Annotated in this window: 22 protein-coding genes; 17 read left to right on the top strand and 5 right to left on the bottom strand. The window is 67.6% G+C overall.

All coding sequences use genetic code 11. The annotated features are described in order from the left end of the window. Window positions 1-127: 127 nt before the first annotated feature. Window positions 128-1234: an acyl-CoA dehydrogenase family protein gene (locus tag ACFYRH_RS18595; protein ID WP_387776103.1), complete on the bottom strand. Its 1107-nt coding sequence runs from the start codon at window positions 1232-1234 to the stop codon at window positions 128-130. Between the two features lie 114 nt (window positions 1235-1348). Here ACFYRH_RS18595 and ACFYRH_RS18590 point away from each other — a divergent pair, with 114 nt between their 5' ends. From ACFYRH_RS18590 to ACFYRH_RS18530, 13 genes are all read left to right on the top strand, one after another. Continuing rightward, window positions 1349-2980 carry an ABC transporter substrate-binding protein gene (locus ACFYRH_RS18590; RefSeq protein WP_387776100.1) on the top strand — a complete coding sequence of 544 codons (1632 nt, stop codon included), beginning with the start codon at window positions 1349-1351 and terminating at the stop codon, window positions 2978-2980. After that, the gene (locus tag ACFYRH_RS18585) at window positions 2977-4044 is read left to right on the top strand and encodes an ABC transporter permease (RefSeq protein WP_387776098.1); all 1068 of its coding nucleotides are present in this window, start codon (window positions 2977-2979) and stop codon (window positions 4042-4044) included. Before ACFYRH_RS18590 ends, ACFYRH_RS18585 begins: the two co-directional genes overlap by 4 nt. Then, a complete protein-coding gene (locus ACFYRH_RS18580; protein ID WP_387776095.1) occupies window positions 4041-4904 on the top strand; it encodes an ABC transporter permease in 864 nt (287 codons plus the stop codon). Before ACFYRH_RS18585 ends, ACFYRH_RS18580 begins: the two co-directional genes overlap by 4 nt. Continuing rightward, on the top strand, window positions 4901-6556 hold the full coding sequence (locus ACFYRH_RS18575) for a dipeptide ABC transporter ATP-binding protein (protein WP_387776092.1): 1656 nt from the start codon (window positions 4901-4903) through the stop codon (window positions 6554-6556). The genes ACFYRH_RS18580 and ACFYRH_RS18575 overlap by 4 nt, the downstream gene beginning before the upstream one ends. A 128-nt stretch (window positions 6557-6684) precedes the next feature. After that, window positions 6685-7887: an acyl-CoA dehydrogenase family protein gene (locus tag ACFYRH_RS18570; RefSeq protein WP_387776089.1), complete on the top strand. Its 1203-nt coding sequence runs from the start codon at window positions 6685-6687 to the stop codon at window positions 7885-7887. Next, window positions 7877-9115: an LLM class flavin-dependent oxidoreductase gene (locus ACFYRH_RS18565; protein WP_387776086.1), complete on the top strand. Its 1239-nt coding sequence runs from the start codon at window positions 7877-7879 to the stop codon at window positions 9113-9115. The genes ACFYRH_RS18570 and ACFYRH_RS18565 overlap by 11 nt, the downstream gene beginning before the upstream one ends. Continuing rightward, entirely contained in the window at window positions 9112-10242 is a 1131-nt protein-coding gene (locus tag ACFYRH_RS18560) for an LLM class flavin-dependent oxidoreductase (RefSeq protein WP_387776084.1), read from the top strand. The genes ACFYRH_RS18565 and ACFYRH_RS18560 overlap by 4 nt, the downstream gene beginning before the upstream one ends. Beyond that, window positions 10239-11531: a hypothetical protein gene (locus tag ACFYRH_RS18555; protein ID WP_387776081.1), complete on the top strand. Its 1293-nt coding sequence runs from the start codon at window positions 10239-10241 to the stop codon at window positions 11529-11531. Before ACFYRH_RS18560 ends, ACFYRH_RS18555 begins: the two co-directional genes overlap by 4 nt. A gap of 10 nt (window positions 11532-11541) precedes the next feature. Continuing rightward, entirely contained in the window at window positions 11542-12591 is a 1050-nt protein-coding gene (locus ACFYRH_RS18550; protein WP_387776078.1) for an aldo/keto reductase, read from the top strand. 1 nt (window position 12592) lies between these two features. Continuing rightward, a complete protein-coding gene (locus ACFYRH_RS18545) occupies window positions 12593-13603 on the top strand; it encodes an aldo/keto reductase (protein WP_387776075.1) in 1011 nt (336 codons plus the stop codon). Continuing rightward, window positions 13600-14676: an LLM class flavin-dependent oxidoreductase gene (locus ACFYRH_RS18540; RefSeq protein WP_387776072.1), complete on the top strand. Its 1077-nt coding sequence runs from the start codon at window positions 13600-13602 to the stop codon at window positions 14674-14676. Before ACFYRH_RS18545 ends, ACFYRH_RS18540 begins: the two co-directional genes overlap by 4 nt. Then, window positions 14673-15992: an NtaA/DmoA family FMN-dependent monooxygenase gene (locus tag ACFYRH_RS18535; RefSeq protein ID WP_387776069.1), complete on the top strand. Its 1320-nt coding sequence runs from the start codon at window positions 14673-14675 to the stop codon at window positions 15990-15992. The genes ACFYRH_RS18540 and ACFYRH_RS18535 overlap by 4 nt, the downstream gene beginning before the upstream one ends. Window positions 15993-16122: 130 nt before the next feature. Then, entirely contained in the window at window positions 16123-16626 is a 504-nt protein-coding gene (locus ACFYRH_RS18530; RefSeq protein ID WP_387776066.1) for a hypothetical protein, read from the top strand. A gap of 132 nt (window positions 16627-16758) precedes the next feature. Here the strand turns inward: ACFYRH_RS18530 and ACFYRH_RS18525 are convergent, their stop codons facing one another. Further along, window positions 16759-17088 carry an isochorismatase family protein gene (locus tag ACFYRH_RS18525; RefSeq protein ID WP_387778298.1) on the bottom strand — a complete coding sequence of 110 codons (330 nt, stop codon included), beginning with the start codon at window positions 17086-17088 and terminating at the stop codon, window positions 16759-16761. Between the two features lie 14 nt (window positions 17089-17102). After that, complete coding sequence (locus tag ACFYRH_RS18520; RefSeq protein ID WP_387776063.1) at window positions 17103-17657, bottom strand: hypothetical protein; 555 nt, start codon at window positions 17655-17657, stop codon at window positions 17103-17105. A gap of 176 nt (window positions 17658-17833) precedes the next feature. On the opposite strand from ACFYRH_RS18520, the gene ACFYRH_RS18515 reads away from it, so the two are divergent. Next, the gene (locus ACFYRH_RS18515; RefSeq protein ID WP_387778295.1) at window positions 17834-18769 is read left to right on the top strand and encodes a LysR substrate-binding domain-containing protein; all 936 of its coding nucleotides are present in this window, start codon (window positions 17834-17836) and stop codon (window positions 18767-18769) included. A 59-nt stretch (window positions 18770-18828) separates the two neighbouring features. On the opposite strand, the gene ACFYRH_RS18510 is transcribed toward ACFYRH_RS18515, so the two are convergent. Continuing rightward, window positions 18829-19539, bottom strand: coding sequence for a MerR family transcriptional regulator (locus ACFYRH_RS18510; RefSeq protein WP_387776061.1), 711 nt, complete (start codon window positions 19537-19539; stop codon window positions 18829-18831). Between the two features lie 66 nt (window positions 19540-19605). After that, window positions 19606-20382, bottom strand: coding sequence for a CPBP family intramembrane glutamic endopeptidase (locus ACFYRH_RS18505; protein WP_387778292.1), 777 nt, complete (start codon window positions 20380-20382; stop codon window positions 19606-19608). Window positions 20383-20910: 528 nt separating this feature from the next. Between ACFYRH_RS18505 and ACFYRH_RS18500 the strand changes: the two genes are divergently transcribed. From ACFYRH_RS18500 to ACFYRH_RS18490, 3 genes are all read left to right on the top strand, one after another. Next, window positions 20911-21297 carry a GNAT family N-acetyltransferase gene (locus ACFYRH_RS18500; RefSeq protein WP_387776058.1) on the top strand — a complete coding sequence of 129 codons (387 nt, stop codon included), beginning with the start codon at window positions 20911-20913 and terminating at the stop codon, window positions 21295-21297. After that, window positions 21298-21954 carry an NAD(P)-binding oxidoreductase gene (locus ACFYRH_RS18495; RefSeq protein WP_387776055.1) on the top strand — a complete coding sequence of 219 codons (657 nt, stop codon included), beginning with the start codon at window positions 21298-21300 and terminating at the stop codon, window positions 21952-21954. A 131-nt stretch (window positions 21955-22085) separates the two neighbouring features. Then, the gene (locus tag ACFYRH_RS18490; protein WP_387776052.1) at window positions 22086-22925 is read left to right on the top strand and encodes an alpha/beta fold hydrolase; all 840 of its coding nucleotides are present in this window, start codon (window positions 22086-22088) and stop codon (window positions 22923-22925) included. Window positions 22926-23002 lie beyond the last annotated feature (77 nt).

Below are 23002 nucleotides of genomic sequence, written 5' to 3'. Positions count from 1 at the left end.
CAACCGAGGCTTGATGCCTGTGTTCGCGCCTGGCGGGCGGTCGAATTGCGTTTGCGACCGTGCTTCGTGAGTGGCTGGGGTCCGCACGGGTCGCCAGACTCAGAGGAGCCGCCGCCGGACAAGCCGATCAACCGGCCAAAGCGCTCAGTTGGGCTTCGCGGACGGCGGCGGTTTGGCCTTGGACGAGTACGAAGAGGGCTGAGCGGGCGTGGAGTTGGGCCGTGTCGTCGTCGGTCAGGCCGTGGCCGGCGCGGGCTACGAGCAGTGCGCGCGTGAGGGTGGCGAGTGCTTCACCGCTGGCGACCTTGAGGGCGAGCCGCTCCTCGATGCGTTGCGGAGCAGCCGGTCCGGCCGCCGCGACCTCGTCGGTGATCGCGTAGGCCTGCTCCCGGATCCGCGCCACCCGCGGCGCCCATGTGTCGGCAACCCGGTTGGCCGCGGGATGCGACGACGTACGCAACTCGTCCAGAACCGTTGCCGCTAGCCCGAAATGATGTGGACGCGCATCGGCAGCGGCCGCGATGTCCGCGGCGCGCCAGCTCTCCAGGTCCTGCGCGGCGATGATGTGCCGTTCAGGTACGGCGATCCCTTTGAGCGTCACACGTTCGGTACGGCTCCCACCCGCCGCACTCAGCCGCAGCGGCTGCGCGTCGACGCCCTCGCCGACCGGGACCAGTCCGTAGACCACGCGCGGCCCACCCGGGTCACTTTTGTCGACGCCGGCCACGCCAAGCCACTCGTTGAGACCCCAGCCGCTGACCCACGAGATCGTCCCTTCGAAGAGCCAGCCGTCCGAGGTCCGATGCGCCGCGACATACCTGTCGGGATACCGCCGTACGTCGCTCAACGCCGCGCCCAGGAACACCTCCCCACGCAGAATCCGAGCGGTCAGCTCCGGGTCGAGTTCGCGGCTCGCGTCCTCGGCGGCCTGGCGGATGCGGCCGACCTGTGGGCCGTGCTGGGCCCAGACCAGCCAGGTGTTGAAGCAGGCGCCGGCGATGATCTCGTGCAGTTGACGGTCCGCGGCCCGATCGAGGTCCGCGCCGCCGTACTCTGCCGCGGCCAGATGGTTCAGCGTGCCAAGCTGTCCGAGTTCCCGGATTGTGCTGTCCGTCACGCTGCCGCGATCGGTCTCGAGCGCCCGAGGTCGCAGCTGTGCTTCCGCGTACGTCGCGACCCGTCCGAGCAGCGAGCCGGTCACCGCCGGAACCGGCTGATCATCCACCGCCGTCATCTCGTCTCCCACCCTTGATCGCCTGGTGAGACGCGACTCTACTAAGTAATTAATGTCTATAGATTTTCTAGACATAACGTGAGACTCGGGGCCGTAACCAAAGGAAGTTCCACCATGCGCACATCCAGGAGATTCGTCGTCGCAACGACCGCTTTGTCGGTCGCAACGCTGTTGCTGTCGGCCTGTGGTGGATCGTCCGCGGGCAGCGAGAGCGCCGGCGGCACCCCGCAGTACGGGGGCACGCTGACCTTCTACGACCCGGTGTCCTACACGGCATGGGTTCCGACCAACTCGATCTGGTCCAACAGCCAGGTGACCGACAACCTGGCCGAGCGGTTGATCTGGCAGGACCCGGCGACCGGCGACTTCAAGCCCTGGTTGGCAGCGAGCTGGGAGGTCAGCGCCGACCATCTGACGTACACGTTCCATCTGCGCAAGGGCGTGACCTTCAGCAACGGCGACCCGCTCGACGCGGAGACCGTGAAGCTGAACTTCGACCAGCATGGTCTGGGCGACAAGAAGCTGGCGATCCCACCGGACTCGTTCTGGGTCAACTACAGGGGGACCACGGTCGTGGATCCGCAGACGCTGCGCGTGACGCTCACCAAGCCGAACGCCGGCTTCCTGCAGGTGCTTTCGAACTACCGGGCCAGCTCGATCCTCGGCAAGCCGTTCCTGAAGCAGGACCTCAATGGCCAGGGCAAGCTGGAGAACTGGGTCGGTACCGGACCGTTCGTGGTCGAGAAGGTCGACGGCACCACCGGGGTCACCCTCAAGCGCCGCGACGACTACAACTGGGCGCCGGTGGGCTCCGGGCATCAGGGCAAGGCGTACCTGGAGAAGATTGTCTTCAAGACAGTACCCGAGGCCGGCACCCGCGTCGGTGCCTTGCAGTCCGGCGAGGCACAGATCGCTCGCAACATCGCGCCGTACGACGAGCAGACGGTGACTGCGGGCGGCGGGAAGGTCGATGCGATCCCGGTACAGGGTGAGACCAACAAGCTCGCGTTCCAGCTCGATGCGAACCCGTTGACGCAGGACAAGAACATCCGTTTGGCGTTGCAGGCGGCAACGGATCGGCAGGAGATCAACAAGACGGTCCTGTCGCCGAGCTACCCGGTGCCGACGAGTCTGCTGGTGAAGGATACGCCGCTGCGTGGCGACTCGAGCAAGTACCTCACGTACGACTTGGGCAAGGCGAAGTCGCTCCTCGACGCCGACGGCTGGACGGTCGGCGCGGACGGAATCCGGGTGAAGAACGGCCAGCGTCTGCACTTCGACATCTGGGTCTCGCCGTACTACCAGGTCTCGCAGGCGGTGCTCGAGCTGCTGCAGTCCCAGTGGAAGAAGGCGGGCGTCGAGCTCAAGATCAACAGCGCGTCGTTGACCGAGTACCAGGCTCTCGAGACGACGCGCGGCGCCAAGTGGTCGTTCACGCAAGGCCAGACCTCGACAGGTGAACCGAGCGTACTGCGCGCCTCGTACGGCAGTGATCGCTACAACGTGCTGCACAGTCCGAAGCCGGACGCGAAGCTCGAGGCACTGCTGAGCGCCCAGGCGCTGGAGTTCGATCCGGTGAAGCGCAAGGCCGCGATCCAGGCGATCGAGGACTACATCCTCGGGCAGGGCTATGTGATCCCGTTGTACGACGAGACGCAGGTGTTCGGTCTTGCTCCGCGAGTGCACGACTTCGGTACGGAGTCCACCGGGCGGTCCTGGTTCTACAACACGTGGTTGTCGAAATGACGGCGTACATCGGGAAGCGCCTCGCGCAGGCCGTGCTGGTGTTGTGGGCTGCGTACACGTTGTCGTTCGTCCTGCTCAGCGCGTTGCCAGGCGACTCGGTACACAACCGCATCGCGAACCCTGAGGCGCAGATTTCGCCGGAGGCGGCGAAGGTGATGCTGGCGTACTACGGTCTCGATCGGCCGCTCGCCTCGCAATATCTGCATGCGCTGACGGCTGCGTTCCGGGGTGAGTTCGGTTACTCGCTGAGCAGCGGCGAGTCGGTTGGTCACTTGATCGGCGAGGCGTTGCCGAGCACGCTGCACCTGACCGGGCTCGGTCTGGTGTTCGGCGTGCTGTTCGCGGGCGTCGTGGCGGTGTTGATCAACTACGGCCCTTGGCGGTGGTTGCGTTCACTGGTGACTGCGGTGCCTTCGTTGTTCGCGTCGGTGCCGACGTTCGTCGTGGGGATCGTGGCCTTGCAGTACTTGTCGTTCCGGCTGCGGCTGATTCCGTCGGTGGACGACGGGTCGTTGCGTGCCCTGGTCGCGCCCGCGGCGACGCTCGGGCTGGTGGTGGCCGCGCCGTTGGCGCAGGTGCTGGCGACGTCGATGCGGGTGACGCGTCGTCAGCCCTTCGTGCACGTGTTGCAGGCCAAGGGCGCAGGCGAGGGCTACATCTTCCGCAAGGACGTACTGCGCAACTCGTCGCTGCCCGTATTGACGCTGCTGGGCCTGGCGGTCGGTGAGCTGATCGCCGGCTCGGTCGTGACGGAATCGGTCTACGCGCGGGCAGGGATCGGTCAGCTGACGGTCAGCGCGGTCAATACCCAGGACTTACCGGTGGTGCAGGGCGTCGTGCTGCTGAGCACGGCGGCGTACGTCGCGGTCAACCTCGTCGTCGATCTGCTCTATCCGCTGGTCGATCCGCGGATCCTTGTCGAGGGCAGCTCGCGGCGCACCTCACGCCGACGGGCGGCTGAGCCAGGCCTCGACGTGCCCGCTGCGGCTACCCCCGGTCTGTCGCCCGGGGCAGGCGCAGAGCCGCCCGCGCGGCGGCTCCCGGCCGAGGTGGCGATGCCATGAGCGCAGTCGTTGCTGAGGGCATCGGACGGCAGACAGGCCGGGGCTCTCAGGTGTTGCGGTGGATCGCCGGGCACTGGAGCCTGTTGCTGGCGGGCGTGGTCGTGGCGTTGGTGTTGCTCTGGGCGATTGTGCCGGGGTTGTTCACGGCGTACGGGCCGACGGAGGTTGATCCGGCCGGGAAGTTGCAGCCGCCGTCGGGGGCGCACTGGATCGGGACGGATCAGTTGGGGCGGGATCAGTTCGCGCGGCTCGTCTACGGGGCGCGTGCTTCGTTGAGCGGATCGGCGATCGCGGTGCTGGTGGGTGTCGTCATGGGGTCGGTTGTCGGAGTGCTTGCCGGTTGGTTCGGCGGGGTGATCGACAGCGTGGTGATGCGCCTGATCGACGTATTGTTGTCGATTCCGGGTTTCCTGTTCGCGATCACGATCGTGGTGCTGCTCGGGTTCGGGATCGTGCAGGCTGCGGTCGCGGTCGGGCTGACGTCGTCCGCGACATTCGCGCGACTGATCCGGGCGGAGGTACTGCGAGCCCGCGCGAGCGCCTACGTCGACGCTGCGGTCACGAGTGGCGCGTCGACGTACTCGATCCTGCTCCGGCACGTGCTGCCGAACTCGATCGCGCCGACGTTCGCGCTGATCACCGTGCAGTTCGGGATCGCGATCATCTGGATCGCCTCGCTGAGCTTCCTCGGACTGGGCGCCCAGCCGCCGGACCCGGAGTGGGGCCGGCTGGTGGCGGACGGACGCAACTACATCGCGACCCGGGGATACCTGACGCTCTGGCCCGGTCTGACGGTCGTGGCGGTTGTGCTGGCCACGAATCACATCTCGCACCACCTGTCAGGAAGGCGAAGCGCATGACCGAGGACTTGCTGATTGTTGATAACCTGACTGTTGACTATCGCGTTCGGCACGGAGTCAGCCGGGCCGTCGCCGGGGTGTCGTTCGAGCTGGGTCCGGGACGGGTCCTGGCGCTGGTGGGCGAGTCGGGTTCGGGCAAGACCACGACTGGTCACGCGATCCTCGGCCTGCTCGCGGACAACGCGATCGTGACCGGCGGCTCCATCCGGTACCGCGACGAGCCGATCCACGACCTGCCCGCGCACAAGCTGCGCGAGCTGCTCGGTACGTCGATCAGCCTGATCCCGCAGGACCCGACCGTTTCGCTCGATCCGGTCCGGCGGATCGGTCACCAGATCGAGGACGTACTGCGTCTGCACACCGAACTCGATGCGCATCAACGACGGACCAAGGTTCTCGAACTGCTCGAACTGGTCGGCTTCACCGACGTCACGCGCCGGTTTCGGCAGTATCCCCACGAGTTGTCCGGAGGCATGCGGCAGCGGGTGCTGGTCGCTGCCGCGGTTGCGGCCGAGCCGGACCTGATGATCGCGGACGAGCCGACCTCAGGACTCGACGTGACGGTGCAGGCTCAGGTACTCGACCTGATCGACGACCTCCGGGTCCGGACCGGTACGGCCGTCGTACTGATCACGCACGACCTGGGAGTCGCGTCCGATCGCGCTGATCTGATCGGAGTCATGCGACAGGGCGAGCTGGTCGAACTCGGTCCGGCGCGGCAGGTGCTCGACAATCCGCAGCACCCGTACACCCAGCAGCTGCTGGCCAGTGTCCCGTCGCGGCTGGACCTGTCGCGCGAACGGCCGCTCGTCACGGAGCCATCGCGTGAACGGCCGCTCGTCGCGGAGCCGGCGCCGGTGATCGAGGTGCGGAACTTGCGCAAGGTGTACGACGGATTCGTCGCGGTGGACGATGTGTCGTTCACCGTCCACGCCGGACGGACGCTGTCGATCGTGGGGGAGTCCGGCAGCGGAAAGTCCACGACGGCGCGAGTTCTGACCGGTTTGACCGACGCGACGTCGGGAAGCGTGTCGCTCCTCGGGACGGAGATCACCGGGTTGTCCCGCCGCGACTTCCGGCCGTTGCGGCGCGACGTACAGATCGTGTTCCAGAACCCGTACTCGTCGTTCGATCCCAGGTTCGACGTGTACGACGTGGTGGCCGAGCCGCTGCTGTCGTTCACGCCGGCGAGGCAGTGGCCGCCGCGGCGCAGCCGCCGCACGCATGAGGAACGGGTCGTCCAGGCGCTGGAGGCGGCCGCGTTACCGGCGGACTTCGTGGACCGGCGTCCGCGCGAACTGTCGGGTGGCCAGCGGCAGCGCGTCGCGATCGCACGGGCACTGGTCCTCGAGCCGCGGATCGTCGTACTCGACGAACCGATCTCCGCACTGGACGTGTCGGTGCAGGCCCAGATCCTCGAGCTGCTGTGCGAACTGCAGGACCGGCTGGGACTGACGTACGTGTTCATCTCACATGACCTCGCCGTAGTTCGCGCGATCTCCGACCAGGTCGCCGTGATGCACCGCGGCCGCATCGTCGAACAGGGCGATGTGGCGCAGGTGTTCAACGCACCAACTGCCGACTACACGGTCCAATTGCTCAGCGCCGTGGCCGGTAAGGCCCTCGCCGACGCAGGAAAGGGAATCTCATGACCGACCGCGCCAGATCGGCCACCACCTCAACCACCCGAACCCCACCCGCGGCCCCAGCTCAATCCCCGGTGTCGCCCCGCGTCGCAGGGCCGGCGACGCTCGCGGAGGCATTACCCGGGTTCCGGGCGGTGTTCGAGCGGTTGGCGGCGGGGGCGGGGGAACGGGATCTCACCAGGACGCATCCGTTCGAGCTGGTCCGTGAGCTGGCGGAGGTTGGGTTCGGGCGGTTGCGAGTGCCGCTCGAGTACGGCGGGTACGGCGTCGACCTGCCCACGCTGTTCGACCTGCTCGCTGAGGCGGGGCAGGCCGATTCGAACGTGCCGCAGATCCTGCGCGGCCACTTCTCGGCCATCGAGATCCTCCGCAACAGCAACGACCCTGAGAGCGCCGCGTACTGGCTCCGCCGGATCGCCGCAGGCGCGATCTTCGGCAACGCCCAGTCCGAGCCGGCGGGGATCTCCCAGACCCGCCCCGCGGCGGACCAGGCCGTGGCGCGAGGTGTCACTGGGTTCGAGATCTCCACGCGGCTGCATCGGGTCGATGGAAGGTTGGTTGTTTCGGGCACCAAGTTCTACTCGACCGGGTCGCTGTTCGCGGACTTCATCCGGGTGGCGGTGATCGACGAGGACGGGCAGCGGGCGTTTGCCGTCGTACCGGCGCGGCACGCCGGTGTCGTGCATGTGGACGACTGGGACGGTGTGGGGCAGCGCCTCACCGGAAGCGGTACGACGCGCTTCGAAGCGGTCCCGGTCCCCGAACACGGCCTGCTGGGACTGGTCCGGGAGGCGTTGCGGTCTCTCCCGGCCTTCTTCCAGATCGTGCATCTCGCGAACCTCGCCGGTATCGCCCGCAGCATCCGCGACGAGAGCATCGCCGTCGTGCGCTCGCGGCAGCGAACAAGCCTGCACGCCCTCTCGACCGAGGCGACCGCGGATCCGGAGGTGCTCGGCGTCATCGGTACCTTGCACGCGAGATCGCTGACCGCCGACACGCTGCTGCGGCGGGCCGCGGACGGGCTGGAGACAGCCAACGCCGACGGCACACCAGAGGCGTACGCCGCCAACTTCGCCGACGTGTCCGCTGCCCAGGTCGCGATCATCGAGGCCGTCCTCGACGCCGCGACCATCGCGTTCAATGCGGGCGGATCGTCGGCCGTCCGCGAGCGTACGCACCTCGACCGGCACTGGCGCAACGCACGAACGCTCGCCTCCCACAACCCGGTCATCCACAAGCCTCGCGTGGTCGGCGCGTACCTCGTCAACGGCACCCCGCCGGACAGCTCGTTCGACCGCGTGCTGGTCGATCGGAAGGAGAGCGACCATGAGTCGTGAACTGCATCTGAATGTGAACATCCTGAACGCCGGCGTCTTCGGCGGATCCTGGCGGTTTCCGGGAACGGAAGCGACCGCCAGTTACACCATCGACCACTACGCCGAGATCGCGAAGAAGGCCGAGGCTGCTCAGTTGGACGCGATCTTCCTCGCCGACGGTCCGGTGCTCGACCCCCAGGTCCGGCACCGCCCCGGCAACAACCTGGAGCCGACGACCGTGCTGGCACGGATTGCCTCGCAGACGGAGCGGATCGGGCTGATCGGCACGCTGTCGTCGTCGTACAACGACCCGGTCGAGCTGGCCCGCCGGGTCGCCGACCTGGACTATGTGTCCGGCGGCCGGGTCGGCTGGAACGTCGTCACGACCGCCGGGCCGGTTGCCGCAGGCAACTTCGGGCGCGACGGCGAACCGGATCACGCGCTGCGGTACCGCCGGGCCGCGGACTTCGTGGAGCAGGTCGTCACGACGTGGGCGGAGCGGACCGAGCACACCTCGCCGCAGGGCCGCCCGGTGGTCGTGCAAGCAGGTGGGTCCAGCGACGGACGTCGGTTGGCGTCCCGGATCGGTGAGGTGATCTTCTCCGCCGATCAGGACCTCGACCACGCCTGCGCCTTCCGCGACGAGATCCGCGCGGGGGCGGCCGACTTCGGCCGCCGGCCCGAGGAGGTCGTCGTACTGCCAGGGCTTTCGACCGTTGTCGGCAGCACCGAGGCCGAGGCCAGGCAACGACGCGAGGTGCTGGATGAGGTACTGCCCGATGCGTATGCGCGTGGACGCCTCGCCGGGCAGCTGGGGTTCTCCCTCGACGGCCTCGACGACGACAAGCCGATCCCGGCCGACTTGCTGGTCGCGCCCGACGAGGCGGGTGGATCGCAGACGTTCTACCGCATGGTCAAGGGGATCATCGACCGCGAGAACCCGACGTTACGGCAGCTGCTGAAGAAGCTGAGTGGCGGCGGTGGGCACCGGATCGTCGTCGGTACGCCGGAGCAGATCGCCGACGACATCGAGCGCTGGTTCCACGCCGGCGCCGCGGACGGGTTCAACGTGATGCCCGACGTACTGCCGTCCGGATTCGACCACTTCGTCGAGCAGGTCGTTCCCGAGCTGCGTCGGCGTGGGCTGTTCCGGCACGAGTACGCGGGCACGACGCTGCGCGACCACCTCGGTCTCGGCGTACCGGATGTGCCCCGCGGAGCATGGGGTCCCTTGGAGGCCGCCCGATGAGCATTCCGATCGTTCTCGAGTTGGGAGTGGGGCGGCTGGTCGATGCGGATGGGCGTGGGCCCGACTCGCCCCTGGTCACCGACCTGACAAGTGCTGTCCGGATCGCGCAGGTCGCGGAGGCTGCGGGAGTCGCCGGTCTGCGGGTGCTCGACGCGGTACCGGGGTTCGCCGTGCTCGACCCGACAGTGGTCGTGTCGTTCCTGGCCGCGCGTACGTCGGCGCTCGGGTATCTGGCGGACGTACCGACGACGCATCACGCGCCGTACAACCTGGCTCGGCGGACTCTGTCGATCGATCGCGCGACCGGCGGGCGGGCGGGGCTTGTCCTGCGGCCCGGAGAGGGCGACGAGGTGACGGACGCCGTCGTACCCGATCCGTCGGCGAGCGATCCGAAGCAGCGCTGGTGCGAGTATGCGGAGATTCTCCGGCGGTTGTGGGACTCGTTCCCGGCCGAGGCGCTGGTCGGCGATCAGGAGACGGGGGTGTTCGTCCGCGACGAACTGATCCGCCCGGCCGGGTTCGACGGCCGGTTCTACCGGGTCGCCGGTGCGCTCGACGGCCCGTCGTCGGTGCAGGGCCGGCCGGTGCAGGTGGCCGCGGTCACCGACGCCGCCGAGATCGCCTGCGTGGTCGGCCACGCCGACGCCGTGATCGTCGACATTGCCGCCGCGCCACTCGCCGACGCTGCCCTGACCAGCGAGCTGGAACGACGCGGTCGCACGCGCGGCGAGGTCACCTTGCTCGGGCGGATCCAGGTGCCGCCGGGCGTCGACGCGGACTGGCTCCACGACCAGGTGACGACTCAATCCCTGGACGGCCTCGTTCTGACGCTGAACGGCACCATCCACGAATTCCTCACACTGATCGAGAGCGCAGTGTCGCGGCTCGTGGTTCCTGCGCCCACCCACAGCCTGCGGGAGGCCCTCGGCTTGACACGGATCGCACCCGACGGAGCTGCCACTGACACGACACATGCAACGGACTCGGCGGTGAGCGCAGCACCGGACCCGGCAACCGAAGATGCGCCGGACGCGGCAGCGGCGGCGGTGGCGGGAGGGACCGAGGTGGTCGAGGTCGGGGTTGGTGTGGCGAGGCCTGCCGGTGCTGGACGGGAGGGGGTGGCATGACTGCCATCTCTACGGCGGCGAGGCATGGCGCAGGTGTCTCGGTCGAGGGGATCCGGGCTGGCGTTGCTCCGGTGCTGGAGCGGCTTGCTGCGACTGCTCGTGGGCGTGAAGGTACCCGGGACTACCCGTTCGAGGAGGTGAGGGCGCTCGCGGAGCAGCGGATCACGCTGATCGGTGTCGCGGCTGCGGACGGTGGTGCGGGCGGCGCCTTGCGCGACGTCGTGGAGTTGATCATCGCGATCGCCCGTGCGGACTCCAACATCGCGCAGGCGCTTCGTTCGAGCTTCCTGACCGCAGCGAGCGTGATCGCACGCCAGGATCTGCCGCATCGGGAACGGACACTGGAGCGGCTGCGGAACGGCGACCTGTTTGCTGGCACGGCCAACGAGCGCGGCGGAGCTGCGGGCGCGGTCGCGACGAGACTGCTCCGCAAGGGTGGTGCGTATGTGCTCAGCGGTGCGAAGTACTACTCGACCGGTGGCCTGTTCGCGCAGTGGTTCGGTGGTACGGCGACCGACGAGGACGGCAAGATCGTCCGCTTCACGATTCCGGCCGATCGAGAAGGCGTGGAGCGGCTCGATGACTTCGACGCGATCGGGCAACGGCTGACCGCGAGCGGGACGACCCGGCTCAACGACGTGGAGGTCTATCCTGACGAGCTGATCCGTGCCGATGAGGCGCTCCCGCGGAATCCGTGGCAGGGGTCGTTCGCGCAGCTGTACCTCGCGTCGATCGAGGCCGGCATCGCCGGAGCCGCGCTCGACGACGCGATCGCGTTCGCGCGGGACAAGGCCCGGCCGATCAAACACAGCACGGCGGACCGCGCGATCGACGATCCGTACGTTCGCCACGTCGTCGGCGAGATCGCCGCCCGAGCGAACGCAGCCCGGGCCGTCGTACTGCTGGCAGCCGAAGAAGTGGGCGCTGTGCCAACTGCCGTCGCCCACGTGCCGGATACCACGGCTGTGGGCGTGCCAGGCGTGACGGCAGCCGCCCACGACACCCCACTCGCCCCGACTACGCCCACCGATCCGGTGCGGGCTGCGGGTGCTCGTGCGGCGTTGGCCGTGGCGCAGGCGCAGTACGTCGCGGTCGAGTCGGCGCTGCGGGCGGGGGAGTTGGTGTTCGACGTCGGCGGCGGGTCGGCGACGGATGTTGGTGCGGCGCTCGATCGGCACTGGCGGAATGCGCGGACCGTTGCCAACCACAACCCGCGCAACTGGAAGGCCGCGGTCGTCGGCGGATTCCACCTCACCGGCGACGAACCACCCACGTCCGGACTGTTCTGAAAGGACTGACATGGCACTTGAACTCGATCGCCGTCTCGGTCGCACCGGCGTCCTCGTACCACCGCTCACCCTCGGCACGATGAACTTCGGCCGCTGGGCCACCGAAGAAGACAGCATCCCGATCATCCGCGCCGCGATCGACGCCGGAGTGACGGTTCTCGACACGGCCGACGTGTACGGCGACGGCCGCTCCGAGGAGATTGTCGGCAAGGCGATTGTCGATAATCCGACCAGGCGGGAAGACCTGTTCCTGGCGAGCAAGTTCCACGGCCAGGTAGGTGACAACCCGCAGCACGCGGGCAACAGCAGGCGCTGGATCACCCAGGCGGTGGAGAACAGCCTGCGCCGACTCGGCACCGACTACCTCGACCTCTACCAAGCCCATCGACCCGACCCGCACACCGACCTGCTGGAAACCCTCCAGACCCTCGACGGCCTGGTCCGTGCCGGCAAGATCCGGTACTACGGAACTTCGGTTTTCCCGGCGCACCAACTGGTCGAGGCGCACTGGCTCGCGGAGAAGCACGGGCTGATCGCGCCACACACCGAGCAGGTGCCGTACTCGCTGCTGGTTCGCGGTGTGGAGCGCGAGGTGTTCCCCGTCGTACAGAAGTACGGCGTCGGCGTGATCAGCTACGGACCACTCGCCGCGGGATGGTTGTCCGGCAAGTACCGCCTGGGTGGCGCGCAGCCGGACTCGGCTCGCGCGGGCCTGATCGCCGGCCGCTTCGACATCTCGCTCGAACGCAACCAACGCAAACTCGCCGCCGCCGACGCCTTGGCGCAACTTGCTGAGGACAACGACCTGGCGCTCGTGGAACTCGCGATCGCGTTCGCGCTCAACCACCCGGCGGTCAGCAGTGTGATCATCGGACCGCGGACCCGGGAACACCTGGACGCCTATCTGCGCGCGGCCGACGTCCAGCTCGACGGCGAGCTGCTCGACCGGATCGACGAGATCGTTGACCCCGGCACCCAGTTCCTGGAGCGCGACACCGGTCGCGACACCCCGTCCTTACAACCGGCCGCACTCCGCCGGGCAACCCACCGAGAGGTATGAGATGAGCTACAGCGCCGACCCGTCCCGATACGAGACCCTGCCATACCGCCGGGCCGGCTCCTCGGGGCTTGTGCTCCCGGCGGTCTCGTTCGGACTCTGGCAGAAGTTCGGCACGGACTACGCGTACGAGACGCAGCGCGAGATCATCCTGCACGCGTTCGACCTGGGCATCAGCCACTTCGACAACGCGGACCGCTACGGGCCGCCGCACCGTGCTGCGCAGGAGAACTTCGGGCGGGTGCTGACCAAGGACCTGGCCCGGTACCGCGACGAGCTGATCCTGTCCACGAAGGCCGGCAACCCGATCGGCCGGAGCCCTTATCTGACGGGCGGGTCGCGAAAGTCGATCCTGACGTCGCTCGAGCACAGTCTGCGCGACCTCGGCACCGATTACGTCGACATCTTCTACCACCACAGCCCGGATCTGGAGACGCCGCTGGAGGAGAGCGTCGGCGCGCTGGTCAGCGCCGTACAGCAGGGCAAGGCGTTGTACGCCGGGATCAGCAACTACCTGCCCGACCGGGCGCACGCCGCGGCCGAGTTGTTGCGTGCGGCCGGCGTGCCGCTGCTCATCCACCAGACCCGCTACTCCATCTACGACCGTCGCCCAGAGCAGAACGGTCTGCTGGAGACCGCCGGCCAGGACGGTTTCGGGGTCATCGTCTACAGCCCGCTCGCCCAAGGCCTGCTCACGGACAAGTACCTCGACAACATTCCGGACGGCGCACGTGCGAAGAACAGCACGTTCCTCTCACCCGACGTCATCGACGAGACCTACAGGCGCCGTACGACGGAACTCAACAAGCTCGCCGAGTCCCGCGGACAGTCCCTCGCCCAGCTCGCCCTGCAATGGGTCCTCCGCCGCGACGAGGTCACCTCCGCCCTGATCGGCGCCAGTTCCACCACGCAACTGGACCACAACCTCCAGGCGCTGAGCTTCCCACCGCTGACCGACGACGAACTGACGATCGTGAACGAGCACGGCGTCCACGGCACCGGGCTGAAACTGTGAGCGATGCCGCTGCCGCGGGCGAGGTCGTGACGAAGGGCCGTATCGGCGCCGGGACCGATGACGGCCGGCCTTTCCGGCTCGGGTTCTTGCTGCATCTGGACAACGACAACGCGCCGGCGGCCGCGTACCGGCAGGCGATCGAGCTGTTCCAGGCCGCCGAGGAGCTTGGGTACGACTCCGGTTGGGTGATCCACCGGCACTTCCGGCAGGGCAACGAGCACGTCTCGGCGCCGCTGGTACTGCTCGCTGCGATCGCCGAGCACACCAGCCGGATCCATCTCGGCACAGGTGTTTATGTTCTGCCGCTGGAGAATCCGCTAGTCGTGGCGGAGGCGGCCGCGACCCTCGACGAGCTCAGTGGCGGGCGACTGCAGCTGGGGGTCGGCTCGGGTCCGTTCCCGGGTGCCTGGGAGGCGTTCGGCAAGCCGCTGGAGGACCGGCACACGTTGTACGACGCGGGTGTGACCGGCCTGCACCGCTTGTTCTCCGGGCATCCCGTGAACAGTCTGGGCGAGGTGCTCCATCCTCCCGCTCGCGGGTTGCGACGCAGGTTGTGGCAGGCAACGTCGTCGGATCCGGCCGTCGCGATCGCATCCGCTCAGGCGGCCGGCCGTGCAGGCGACGGCTTGCAACTGTCCCGCGCGACGGCGTTCAACCGGCAGCAGACACCTGAGCGGCAGGCGGAGATCGTCGCGGCTTTCCGGGATGCACACACGGCCGCGCACCCCGGGAGAACCCCGCGGGTGCAGGTCTCGCGGGCGATCTATCCGCATCCGGATCGCGCGACGGCCGTGGCTGCTGTCGCGCCCGGAGCTGTCCGCTGGCAGTCGTGGATCGCGTCGCGCCGCGGTTTGCCCGAGCTGACGGTCGAGGAGTTCCTGGCACAGGACACCGCATTGCTCGGTCCGGCGGACGGCATCGCCGCCGGTCTGGCCGCGGACCCGGCCCTCGAGCACGTCACCGACCTACTGGTCAGCTTCGTGCCCGGCGTACCACCACTGGACGAACATCTCCGATTGTTGCAGACGGCAACTGACGTCGTGCGTCTGCTCGGCTGGACGGAGTCACGATGACCTTTCACCTGATCGCCTCGCTGATGACGCCGGGGCACTTCCGGAGCGCCTGGCGCCTGCCGGACGCGGACCCGAACGCGTACCTCGACATCGACTACTTCCGCGGACTCGCGCGGACGGCCGACGAGACCGGGCTGGATGCGATCTTCCTCGGTGACGCGCCGGCGCTCGGACCGGAGATCGCCACCAGCCCTGGCACCGGCATCGATCCGCTGATCCTGCTCGGACACCTGGCGGCCGTCACCGAGCGTGTTGGCGTACTGATCACCAGTTCGACCAGCTACAACTCGCCGTACAACCTGGCCCGCCGTTTCCAGGCGCTCGACATCGTCACCAGGGGCCGCGCCGCGGTCAACCTCGTGACCACCTACGCACCAGCCGCCGCGGCGAACTTCGGGCAGACCGAGCCCGCGGCGAAGGAGACCCGATACCGACGTGCGTACGAGTTCCTCACCGTCGTACGCCGCCTGTGGGACAGCTGGGAGCCAGGCGCGATCGTCGCTGACAAACAGACCGGCCGGTACGCCGATCCCGAACTGATCCACGGAGCCGACCATCACGGCGAGTTCTTCTCCGTCGCAGGACCCCTGCCTGTACCGGGCGAGCATCCCGTGGTGGTCCAGGCAGGCGGATCCGAGGGCGGACTGAAACTCGGCGCCGAACTCGCCGACGTCGTGTTCACCGTCGCACAGACGCAGGCCAAGGCGATCGGCTTCCGCGACGACATCCGCCGCCGGGCCGTCGCCGCGGGACGCGGAGCGGACGACGTCAAGGTCTCCTTGGGCGTCATCGTGCTGGTCGGTGAGACCGAGGACGATGCCCGCGAACGAGCCGACGAGCTGTACGCCACTCTGGGCATCGACCAGCTCGCTCGCGGCGTCCTGACCGCACTCGGCCTCGGGGATCGCGACCTCGACGAACCGATCCGGCCGGAGGACCTCCCATCCGTACCACTGGCCGAGGCCGGCTCCGTCGGCTTCCAGGTCAGCACCCGGGCCCTGCTGGCTGACAAACCACTGTCGGCCCGGGAGTTGGCGCGGCACGCCCCGGGCAGTGGCCATCGTCTGCTGATCGGCACCGCGCAGCACATCGCCGACGACCTGACTGCGTGGTGGCACGCAGGCACCGCGGACGGTTTCACGATCATGTACGCCGACACCACCGTCGACTTCGACCGCTTCGCCCGACTGGTCGTACCGCTGCTGATCGAACGCGGGCTGTTCACACCGGCGGAGTACGGCTCGACGTTGCGCGAGCGGTTGGGCGTACCGCAGTACGGACAGCGTCGTGCCGACGACACGGCAGCGGCAGGCTGAGGCAATGCACTTCGATGCCTGGTGATCAGGCCTCTTGGGACAGGACCAGCTCCGGATTCCAGATCGCGTGCTCGTAGGCGGCTCGCAGCGACTCCGGCTTCGCCTGCGCCGGTGTCGCCGGCGCCGGGAGATGCTGGTCCTCCAGGAAGAGGTCACGACCGATGGCGTCGACCAGGCGGGGGATTCCGGTCGCGAGGCTCTGGACGTCGCCGACCGGGATCCCGAAGCTGAGTCCGGCGGCGGCCGAGAAGACATGGATCCGCCCGGCCCACGGCGCTGTACCGGCCCGCTTCTCGACGAGCTCGTAGCCGTCGCCGAGATAGGGATAGCCTCCAAGTGCCTCGTCGGCGAGCTCGCTCGGCGGCTCGTAGCGATCGGCCCACAGTGCCACCTGGTCTGCGATCTCGGCCAGCTCCGGACGGGTGTGCGGGTCGTACTGGTAGCCGGTGCCCGCGATCACGAAGTCGAACAGGTGCGAACCGTCAGCCGCGTCGACACGAATTCTGCCGTCCTCGATGCGGTCCGCGACATCCTCATGGAGTGCGGCCGCCGCCGTCTTGTCGGCGGTCAGGAGGACATGATCATCGACATCGCACTCACCATGGCCGCGAGGAAGGCCGTCGCCCCTGCTTGACTGGCGCAACCGTGCGTGTCTGAGACTCGGAACCTGTCGTCAGCACGAGTCAGTTGTGCGGTCAGTGGTCGCGACAGCTACGAGGCCTTGGCCCGTGCGCAGACTCACACTGCGCAGCTTAGTGGCGCCGGTTCAGTCCGCTTCGGCCAGTTCGCCGACAGCGAGTGCGCTCCCAGGCAAGCGCGACGCCAGGTCGTGCGCCTTGGTGCTGACCCCGCCACTTGCGTCGGTGACGACGAAGACGTCGTACTCCTCGTCCAGGGCGTGGATGGCGGGCATGGCGACGCAGAACTCCGTCCACAGTCCCGCGATGATCAGCTTCTCGGGCGCGGTGTTCTCCACGGCGTCGACCACACGCCGGTCTTCCCAGGTGTTGACGGAGGTGGGGTTGATCGGCTGCTGGTCGGGAAGACGTCCTGACGTGTCACGTTGTTTCCTTCTCTGTGATGGGCTGAAGGCCAGCGGGATGGGCGGATTCAGAGCTGTTCGGGCGTGGCCATTCGGTAGACGAACTGGCCGAGCCCGGACTGCGCGATGGAGAAGAGCACCCCGGCCAGCCCCTCTTGGGTGCCGGCCATACCTAGATCGCCCAGGCGGACCGCTTCGTAGCCCGCGTCGAGACTGAGTTGCTTGACGAGACCTTCGGCCTGATCGTCACCTGCCCACAGGTTGCTCGGTCGTACCCGGGCATCGGCGAGCTGCCCGAAGAGGGAGGCGAAGTTGGCGCTGAACGCCTTCGCGGTCGGCCCGCCCGTCATCGCCTTGACGTACTCGGCGTTGGAGGCGAACCCGGCCGGAGGCTGCGCACCGCCGTAGAGGTTCGTGGCATCGAGCACCGCCTTGCCCTCGAGCCCCACGACGGACGACAGTGCCGACTCCACGGCCGTGCCCGGAACGGCGAGCAGCACCGCATCTGCCGCACCGGCATCCCCGCCGTCACGCCCCAGCCGTGTCACCTGGTGCCCAGCGCGTCCCCACAAGTCGGCCAGCCCACCGCCGATGTTGCCTCGCCCGATCACCGTGATGTTCATGTCTTCTCCTCGTCATGGCTGTGTCCGACGCCGGGGGAGGCCGACCGCCGATCGGATCCGGCCAAGCCCGACCGGACCTGACGGGACAGGGCGGAGCCTCTCCCGTGGCGTGTAACGACGCTATGGCGACCACCTGGCAGGCGTCCAAGACTTGTCCTGAGGCCGGACGATAAGATCTGTCTATCGATATCAACCCCCGCCTCCTGCGCTACTTCCTCGCCGTGGCCGAGGAGCTTCACTTCGGTCGCGCAGCCATGCGCCTCTACATCTCCCAGCCGTCCTTGAGCCATCAGATCCGCAAGCTCGAGGGAACCCTCGGTACGCCGCTGTTCGTGCGCTCCAGTCGTTGGGTTCAGCTCACCGCTGCGGGCCGGACGCTGCTGAAGGAGGCGCCGGCAGCGCTGGCCGCGCTGGAAAAAGCTGTGGAGCTCACTCGCCTGGCCGGAGCGGGGTCCGCGACCACGATCCGGTTGGGCTATACCCCGGTCGCGAGTTTCGGCACGTTCGCCGTGCTCTTGGACGCTCTCCAGGAGGCGCATCCTGACTTCGTGATCGATGCTCGAGAGATCTTCAGCGCCGAGATCCCCGAGCGGCTCTGCGCCGGTGACCTGGACATCGGCCTCGCTCTGTCCCCGCCGGCCTTCGACGGCGTGGACAGTGAGATCCTGCGCCGGGAGGTTGTCTCCGCGCTGCTGAGCACGCGCCACCGCCTCAGCGAGACGCCGAAGATCCCATTGAAGGACCTCCGCGACGAGACGCTGCTGCTCTTCCCACGCCGACTCGCTCCGGCGTACTACGACGGCATCGTCGCCGCGTGCCAGGAGGCGGGCTTCGCACCTCAGATCTGCGCTTTCGAGGACCCACCGGTCAACGCCATGCTCGCCCGGCTCTCCGGCGGCCGCGAGGTTGGCCTGGCTCCCGCGTCGTTCGCGGAGCACGCCGCGAAGCTCGGCACCACCCTCACCGTTCGCGACGTCGTCGATCCGCCGATCGCGGCAGACCTGTCGATCCTGTGGCCGACGAACGATCCGTCACCTGCGATCGCGAGTGTGCTGGCCACAGCGCGACGCTGCGCCGAACGCCACGAATGGCTGGGCAGTCCCATCGCGTGACAGGAGCGACGATGTGCGGGGCGCGCTTGTGGCGAACCAGGCGAGCGGCACTACCCGAGTTACCCCGAACTGAGCTCGTGCGCTCGCTTCAACACATCCAGTTGAGCCGAGTTGTAGAGCGCCCGCAGGGCCTGGCCAACGGCGTGCCTCGCCGCCTCGGCCTGGTGAGCGGTCGCGGCCTTGGGCTCCAGCGTCAGCGACCCGTTGGCGCCGACGAACGGTGCCATCCGTTCAGCGAGCGCTTGTCGCGTCGCCTCGTCCGCGTCCGCTGGAAGGTCGCGAAATGCTTCGTCGAGGGCCTCGTGGGGATTGGCCTCGAGGAGCTGCCGCAAAGCGGCCATGGACTCCTCGGAGAACAGTTGTGCGTAGATCGTCAGGAGCGCGCGGTCGTTGTCGCGTAGGGGCTGCGCGACGTCGTGGAAGGTGGTGGGCACGTCGGGCGTCGCGCCGTGCTGGGACAGTGTGGCCAGCTCTCGCCGGATGCTCTGGATCCGTTGAACCGTCGCCTCCAGTTCGGCGTCGATCTCCCGGAAGACGGAGTGGTGTCCGTCGGCGGCTGTTCCCAGCTCCGCGACCTGCGCCAGCGACAGCCCCAGGCCCGTCAGCCGCTTGATCTGTAACAGTCGCGTCAGGTGGTGCACCTCGTAGCTCTTGTTGTATCCGTTGGGTTCGCGGTCGGGCTCGTCGAGCAGTCCGATCTCGTGGTAGTAGCGCACCGTCTTCACTGTCGTGCCCGACAGCTCGGCGATCTCGCGCGTGCTCCACGTCATGGTGCCTCCCTTCCTCGGTGGGGCTGGACGGTATGACGTGACGCCGTCGTCGTCACGTCATACCTTCTAGCCCTTAACGCGTGCGCGGCGCTCACGCATCCAGACCAGGGCGACCATTGCGACGTTGACAGCGGCGAGGATCAGCAGGGATGCGTCGCCGGTGTCGCTGGATCGGTCGATCGTGTAGCCCTTGCCGTCCGCCATCAGGGTGTTGACGCTCGAGAACAGGACGTTGTTGGCGATGTGGAATGCTGCCGACGCCTCGATGCCGTGGCTGATGATCGCCACCAGTCCCGTGGCGACGCCGATGAAGGTGTAGTAGCCGAACAGCCAAGGGTCGCTGGAGCCGTGGACGACCGCGAAGGCAACGCTGGAGACCACCAGACCGACGGCCAGCGCAGGGCGAACCGCGCGGACCCAGGACGCGGCGGCTGGGAGCACTGTGCTGCGGAACATCAACTCCTCGCCGACCGATTGGATGGGGGTGCTCAGGAGCGTGACCACCAGCATGAGGATCGTCGTACCGGAGACCCCGAACGCCACCCATCCCGGAGACTCGGGTGCGACAAGCGCCACGACGCCGATGCCGGTACCCACCAGCACGGCGGCGCCGAGCAGATACTGCGCGAGACGTCGGCCGTCGAATGTCCGCGGTGCGCTGATCAGGCTGCGCCACGGCACCTTGGCCAGCGAGGCGAGCAGCAGGATCGCCAGTACGCCCGCCATTCCCACGCTCAGGTTGATCGCGAGGAACTTCAGCGGCGTGAAGGTGGCCGACATCGGGTCGTCGGAGCCCTCGATGACGCCGACGACCTGGTAGAAGACGATCTGGAGCACGACCATCACCAGGCCGGCACGATGATGACGACGAACGGTTTACACCAACTCATCTGCAGGTGCGCGCCGAACGGGCGCGAACTGTCAACACTTGCGACGGTCGGTACCTGTCCTGTGGGGCTGCCGGATTCCGATGTGCGCACGAGGAGCGTTCCTTTCTCGAGGGTGGATCGATGGATCCACCGACGAGTGGACACTGTGCCGTAGGGGCAGATGCAAACGCGCTGTGTCGTGGTTCCCCGCGCGGCTGGGTGGTCGGCGTCTGAACCGCAGGGTAGCCGCTTCCGAACCGGCTGATCGATAGACAGGTCCTATCGTCCGGCGTCGGGACAAGTCTTGGACGCCCCTCAGGCAGTTGCCGTAGCGTCGTGTCACGCCACGGGAGAGGCTGCGGCGTGCCTGGTCGGGTCCGGTCGAGCTTGGCCGGGTCCGGTCGGGGTCGGCGTACCTCGGCGCCGGACACAGCCGTGGCGAGGAGAAGCATGACGAACGTTGGCCCAAACCGCGACAGCGGCCCACGAAAAGGACAGCCAGGTGACTGAGGAATTGATCGACAACAACGGTGCCTCCGTGACGGTCAGACTCGTTGTAGATCGCCCGATCAGCTCCTACACGGTGAACCTTGCCGAGAAATCGCCTGTCGGCAGGGCAGACTTCGTCGATTCTCCCGGCGGTGACCGCATCTTCTTTCACACCGAGGTAGACCCGGAGTTCGGTGGACGGGGTCTGGCCGGGCTACTGGTACGCGAGGCGCTGACAGACAGCATTCGCAAGAACCTCACCGTCGTGCCTGTGTGCCCGCTGTTCGCTCGCCACCTGAGCAAGCACGGCGATGAATTCGTCGCCAAGGGTGGTGTGTTCCGCCGGCCGACACCCGCCGACATCGCACTGGCCGAAGAAGCAGTAGCAGAGGCCACGTGAATGCAAGTGTTCATCATCGGGATGAGCGGCGCGATCGGTGGTCTGCTCGCCGACCGGCTGCGTGACCGCGGTGTCGTCGTCCGTGGGCTCGTCCGTGGTGCGAACCAGCAGGCCGATCTTCAGTCGAAGGGTGTCGAGGCCACGGTTGGCAACCTGGGCACGATGTCGGTTGACGAGCTGGCGCGGGCCGTCGAAGGCTCTGACGTCATCGTGTACACCGCAGGATCCAACGGCGGTGCACGTGACATCACCGACACGATCGACGGCAACGGGGTCTCGACCGCCCTGAAGGCGGCCGAACAGGCGGGTGTCAGACGATTCGCGCTGGTGTCGGTCTTCCCTGAATCGTGGCGTGAGCGCGCCCTGGGCGAAGAGGTCGAGCACTACTTCGCGGTCAAGAAGGCTGCGGACGTGGCGGTCACGCGCAGCGGGCTCGACTGGTTGATCTTGAGACCCTCCCTCCTGCTGGACGACCCGGGAGTTGGGACGATCTCGCTGGGTCCTGCGGAAGTGCACGACGACATCGCCCGAGAGGATGTCGCCGACACGTTGGCCGAACTGCTCTGCGAGCCGCGGATCTCGTGCCAGATCCTCGAGCTGAATCGCGGTACGACTCCGATCGGGAAGGCCGTCGCCGCCAACGTCCGAAGCGTCTGAACCGCACAAGATGCACCGTTTCTGAGCCGCGAGTTCCGACGCGAACCTCGACCCGGCACGTTCCAACCACACAACGTCAACTCGCGGCAAGCGACCGGCAGCGGGCCGGTCGGCCACGAAAGGAAGAGATCATGGGCTACATCGCCGTCGGTGAAGAGAACAGCACCGCGATCGAGTTGTACTACGAGGACCAGGGGTCGGGTCAGCCCGTCGTCCTGATCCACGGGTATCCGTTGAACGGGCACAGCTGGGAGCGTCAGACGCGCGAACTCCTTGCTGCGGGATATCGGGTGATCACGTATGACCGTCGTGGGTTCGGACAGTCGTCGAAGGTTGCCTCCGGCTACGACTACGACACGTTCGCCGCGGATTTGAACACGGTCCTGGAGACCCTGGACCTCCGTGATGTCGTACTGGTCGGCTTCTCCATGGGCACCGGGGAACTCGCCCGTTACGTAGCACGCTACGGTCACGAGCGAGTGGCGAAGCTCGCGTTCCTCGCGTCGCTGGAACCGTTCCTCGTCGCACAGGACGACAATCCCGACGGCGTGCCGCAGAAAGTCTTCGACGGTATCGCGGCAGCGGCGAAGAGCGACCGGTATGCATGGTTCACGCAGTTCTTCGCGGACTTCTACAACCTCGACGAGAACCTTGGCTCGCGCATCAGTCAGGCGGTCGTCGACGGCAGCTGGAATGTCGCGATCAGCAGCGCCCCGGTGGCCGCGTACGCCGTCGTCCCGTCGTGGATCGAAGACTTCCGCGGTGACATCGAGGCGGTGCGCGGCAGTGGCAAGCCGACGCTGATCCTGCACGGCACCAAGGACAACATCCTTCCCATCGATGCCACCGGACGCCGCTTCCACGCCGCGTTCCCCGAGGCAGAGTACGTCGAGATCGAGGGCGCCCCGCACGGCCTCCTCTGGACTCACGCGGACGAGGTCAACACCGCGCTGAAGGCGTTCCTCTCGTAGCTGCATTCGGACAGGAGGTCACGCCAGCCTCCGGCCGGTACACGTTCTGCGGACTGCACTCTGCCGACCAGGGCCTC

Source organism: Kribbella sp. NPDC004875 (assembly GCF_042873375.1).
GTDB lineage: Bacteria > Actinomycetota > Actinomycetes > Propionibacteriales > Kribbellaceae > Kribbella.
The sequence above is the reverse complement of the archived record's forward strand: the minus strand, read 5'-3'. Positions and strand labels throughout refer to the sequence as shown.